Below are 3,855 nucleotides of genomic sequence, written 5' to 3' on the forward strand. Positions count from 1 at the left end.
TGTCGCCGACCGCGGCCGTCTCGCCCGGCTGCGCCGGCCCGGGGCGCCGGAACTCATGACCACGCGCGGGGCTCTGAGCGAGGCGATGGAGTACTTCTACGAGAGAGCCGGGGCCCCGCCGCTGCGCCGGATCCAGGAGCGGGCGGGCGGCGCCCACCTGCTGGCGGTCAGTTCGGCCGCGCGGATCGTCAACCGGGAGGCGCTGCCGGCCAGCCGCCAGCAGTGCGTCGCCTTCCTGACCGCCTGCGGCCTGACCGACCGTCTGGCCGATCGGTGGGCCACGGCCTACGAGCGGGTCGTAGGGTCATCGGGCACCAGTGCAGCAGTGAGCAGCGAGGTGGAAGCCGCACTGAGCAGGGACGTGGAAGCCGTTCTGGCCGTCCTCTTCGACGACGAGAGAGGTCGTCCGACTCACCAGAGCAAACGGATTCGCAACATCCTCGCGCACCAGCTGCCCGAACCGACCCGCCGAGCCGGCAGGGAGTTCGTCCAGCGCACGCTGACGCGGCCTGCGGGTGACGGCCAGGGTGCTCGCAGGTCGAGAGCCGCGTGATCCGCTCGGCCCGCGCGGGCTGACCCGGCTTGATCCGAAAGACAGGCCCTAGTCGGGGCCGGGGCGCTGAGTTGGCCCCGGCTCCTGCGGGCGAGACCCGCACGGTCCTCCCGGGCCGCGCCCTTACCGCGCCCACTCCACGCCGAGGTCGGCGAGCGCCCGAAGCTGTGTCTGGTCGAGTTTGTGGCGGCGGGTTTTCTGGTTGCCGAGCCAGATGCCGGTGCGGTGCTCCGTCCCGTCGGGCAGCCGCTCGACGACGGCCCGTCCCGGTATCCCGCCTTCTCGCGCGATGTATCGCTGGAGGGCTTGGAGGCCTTTCTGGAACGCGGGACTGCCCGTGCGTGGCCCGGTGGCCGTGGTCGTCTTCGCCGCCGTCTTGCGGGCCCGTCCGACCGCCTTTGGCTTCACGCCGAGTGTGGCGAGCCTGCGCTGCTGCTCCTCGTTCAGCTTGCTGAAGTCCCGTCGTTGCGAAGCGAGCCAGCGTCCGATGTCCTCGCCGTGCCGGGTCACGCCGGGGACGATCGCGGCCGGTCGCGCGCCGTCGGTGAGGAGTTGGGTGAGGTAGGTGTAGTGGCGTTGCCAGTCCACCGTCCATCCCAGCGTCCTCGGGTTCCAGTCCGGGTCGATCGCGGCCAGCTGAGCGGCCCGCCGTGCGGCGCGTACGGGGTCTTTCCCGAGCCCGCCGGGGCGGCGGATGTTGGTGAGCCACTGTCCGACCTGGACGTCCATGATCGCCGCGCCCCGCGGCGCGGCGAGGGTGCCGTGGAGGTCGTGGTAGGCGCGCGCCGCGCCGAGGTTGGCCTCGAAGCCGGCGTCGGCGGTGTCCCACACGATGCCGAGCCCCTCCAGCTCGGCCGCCCGCTCCCCGGTCATCGTCCCGGCCCGGTACGCGCGCCGCTGGTCCGACAGCCACCTGCCGAGCGGGAACGCCCCCGCGGTCTCGACGTGTTCGTACGGGACCTCCAGATCCCCTTCCCGCTGCCGGTACCGGTACGCGGCCTCTGCGCCCCGACGCCAGTCCTGGCGCTCGGTGTTGATGACCTGGTAGTTGATCCACTTCGCGATCAGCGCCGGGTCCCGCGGGGCCGCGAAGCGGAGAAGCAGCCGCGACTCCTCCTCACCCTCCTCCGGCACCTCCCCGACCGGCCGCGACGGATCCACGATCCTCTTCTGATTCGCCTGAGGAATAGCAAGCATTTCCACGGCCTTTTCGTCATGCGCCCGCAATCCCGCCAGAACACGCACCAGCGGCCGGTAGGAATCCGACGAAAGCATTTCCTCAGGCTTTTCGCCTTCCCGCAAAAAGACGGGCACGATGAGCGTGGCCATCTTCCCTTCACCAGGCTTCTGCCGCAGGGCACGGCCGATGGCCTGGACGATGTCGACGGCTGATCCCTTGGGGTCGACAAGGGCTACTGAGTCCACGCTTCTGATATCGACGCCTTCGCCCAGGACTCGGCAGTTACTGAGCACGGCGCGCCCGGCCCTGCGGCCGAAGTCCGCGAGGACCGACTGCCGGTGGGAGCCTTCGTGTTCCCCGCACAGCCACCCGGCCCACACTCGCTCGGGATGCCGCCCCGGGTCGACGGCGTGCAGCCGCGAGGCGACCCGCTCCAGACCTGCCGCGAAGGCCTCCGCCTCCACGGTCCGGTGGTGGAACGTGATGGTCGTCTGCAACCCGTACGCCGCCATCGTCTCCAGCAACGCGGTCTGCGTCGCCGCGAGCCGCTGCCCCCGCAACTGCTCCTCGTACCGCTCCTCGCTGTTCAGCCGCTGTGGAGTGACGACAGGGTCGGTGAGTTCCGCCACGACAATCTGATACTTCGCCAAAAGCCCCCGGGAAATAGCCGAAGCAAGCGAAAGTTCATAAACAACAGGCCCGAACACCGTCGGATCGTCCATCGAGCACGCGAGCTCCTTCGGCAGCCGGTCCCACCGCGGCCGGGCCACCCACACCCGCCCCTCCGCCTCGGCCTCCTCCCGCTCCCGACGCTCCTCCGCCGCGCGCCGGCGGGCCTCCTCCTGCTCCCGCTCCTGAGCCCGGGACCGCGGCGCCCGCTCCATCCAGACCCTTGGTGTCGCGGTCATGTACAGCCGGCGCATGGCGGGGATGACTTCCTGGCGGTGGACGTCCGCCCAGGCCTTCCCCGCCGACCCCGAGGTACGGTGCGCCTCGTCGACAATCACCAGGTCGAAGACGTCCATCGGCAGCCCGTACGCGCCTTCGTGGGCCTCGGCGATCACGGGCAGCGACGCGTACGTCGCGTACACCGTCACCTGGCCGCGCCCGTGCCAGAGCCCCAGCTGCGGGGCCGACGTCGTGGTCCGCACGTCGAGCTGCCACAGCTGCGGGTCGTCCTCCATCGAACACACGGCGACAGCCGGCCCGCTGTGCCCGACCAGCCGCCACTCCCGCACCGTCTGCGTCAGCAGATCGAGCGTCGGCAGCAGCACCAGGACCCGCCCGTGCCGGGCAAGCCGCAGCGCTGCCGCAGCGGCGATGAAAGTCTTCCCGGTCCCACACGCCGCCACCACCGTCGCCCGCAGACCAGCCTCCGGAATCCGCTTCCCCGGCGGAATATCCAGCCCCCGGACAATCGCCTCCACCGCCTCCTCCTGGTGAGGACGCAGCACGATGTCACCAGACTTCTGCACTCGGCACTCCGCTGAACTCGAAGCGGCGGACAGACCCGCCGGGGAGGGGATAGCGATGTTTTCGGGATCCTACACAGCTACACACACCATCTATAATGTGATGCACACTGACGACTGTACCGCGCTTACACCCACGACGGCGTCCGGAACAAGACATCACCAGATTCCGTACCGGAAACGAGCGGTCTCTAGCGCACCTGCGGGTCACCCGTAGACGATGGATGCGCCGACACACCGATGGGGGAGTGCCATGCAGCGCAGTGCACAGGACACGACACGCCTTCTGCATCTGGTAGAGGAAGCAGCCAGGATCCGCATGGTGTGGGAGGAAGTGGTGGCAACCCACTGCTGCCGGCCGTCCGAAGAGGTGGAAGCCGCATACGCCGAGGCCGCCGCCCGCTGGGACGTCCAGATCGACGAACGGACCGCGACCCTGTCGAGCACCTACATCAGCGGCTGCTATTGGGAATGACGAGCACAACGGCAAGCCACCCCACCGCCGCCAGCCGGCCAGCGACAGCGAGCCTGGTCCTGGAGGCAGAGCCGGAAGGACCTGAAGGGGTGGGAGCGTCAGCGGACACCCCTTCGATGTCCGCGCAAGCGCGGACATCTGGTGGCGCGTCAGCGCCACCGGGCCGGCGCTTGCG

At 69.8% G+C, this 3,855-nt stretch carries 3 protein-coding genes; 2 read left to right on the top strand and 1 reads right to left on the bottom strand.

Annotation, left to right across the window (positions count from 1 at the left end):
* Nucleotides 1-553 (top strand): hypothetical protein (locus AC3A46_RS19330; RefSeq protein ID WP_487666677.1); only part of this gene is annotated, 553 nt, incomplete at its 5' end.
* 123 nt (nt 554-676) lie between these two features.
* Here the strand turns inward: AC3A46_RS19330 and AC3A46_RS19335 are convergent.
* Complete coding sequence (locus AC3A46_RS19335) at nt 677-3,208, bottom strand: helicase associated domain-containing protein (protein WP_487666678.1); 2,532 nt, start codon at nt 3,206-3,208, stop codon at nt 677-679.
* A 250-nt stretch (nt 3,209-3,458) separates the two neighbouring features.
* On the opposite strand from AC3A46_RS19335, the gene AC3A46_RS19340 reads away from it, so the two are divergent.
* Nucleotides 3,459-3,680 carry a hypothetical protein gene (locus tag AC3A46_RS19340; RefSeq protein WP_487666679.1) on the top strand — a complete coding sequence of 74 codons (222 nt, stop codon included), beginning with the start codon at nt 3,459-3,461 and terminating at the stop codon, nt 3,678-3,680.
* The last annotated feature ends 175 nt before the right edge of the window (nt 3,681-3,855 follow it).

This window comes from Microbacterium sp. Soil_C_42, from assembly GCF_057656735.1.

Bases quoted from the DNA above. Each gene is read 5' to 3' on its own strand.
- AC3A46_RS19340 (WP_487666679.1), top strand. From the start codon at position 3,459: ATGCAGCGCAGTGCACAGGACACGACACGCCTTCTGCATCTGGTAGAG.